The 517-nt window shown below is 68.3% G+C and carries 1 protein-coding gene; it reads right to left on the minus strand.

The genetic code is table 11. The annotated features are described in order from the left end of the window. Positions 1 to 142: 142 nt before the first annotated feature. Positions 143 to 517 (minus strand): P-loop NTPase family protein (locus ABD345_RS40180; RefSeq protein WP_486327102.1); only part of this gene is annotated, 375 nt, incomplete at its 5' end.

A 517-nucleotide genomic window follows, 5' to 3' on the forward strand; every position in this document is an offset into this window, starting at 1 on the left:
GCCGCACCAAATAGTCCGCCCAATCCCCACCACCTCGCCGACAGGCCCACCACCCGACGAGCCTAAAACCACAGGCGACCGCACTTAGCCGCCCACCTTCACCTCAGCGGCGGCGCCTGCACAGTCCTTCCCCATCCCCCTGTTAAAAGCTGAGGATCTCTTGGATGGTCGACTTCAGGTCGGAGCCGTCCAGTGTGACCAGCTCGAGGTCGGTCGGGAAGCCCGGCGAGTGGAACAGCCGCAGGTCGCGGTGCTTGCCGGCCGTCTCCAGTACGGTCCGGATGAACCGCGCGTTGCCGAGGTCGTCGATCCGGCCGTTGGCGCAGACCTGGTCCAGGGCCGCGGTCAGGCTGGTCACGGCGTCCGGCGTGATGTGGTCGCCCCGGCTGTCGACCAGCCGCAGCGCGATCTCACGCAGCTGGTCGGCGGTGTAGCGCGGGAAGTCGATCCGGGTCGAGAAGCGGCTGCGCAGCCCCGGGTTCGCCTCCAGGAACTCGGCCATCGGCTCGGAGTACCC

The sequence above is a fragment of the Kitasatospora saccharophila genome, assembly GCF_039529925.1.
In the GTDB taxonomy this organism is placed as follows: Bacteria; Actinomycetota; Actinomycetes; order Streptomycetales; family Streptomycetaceae; genus Kitasatospora; species Kitasatospora saccharophila.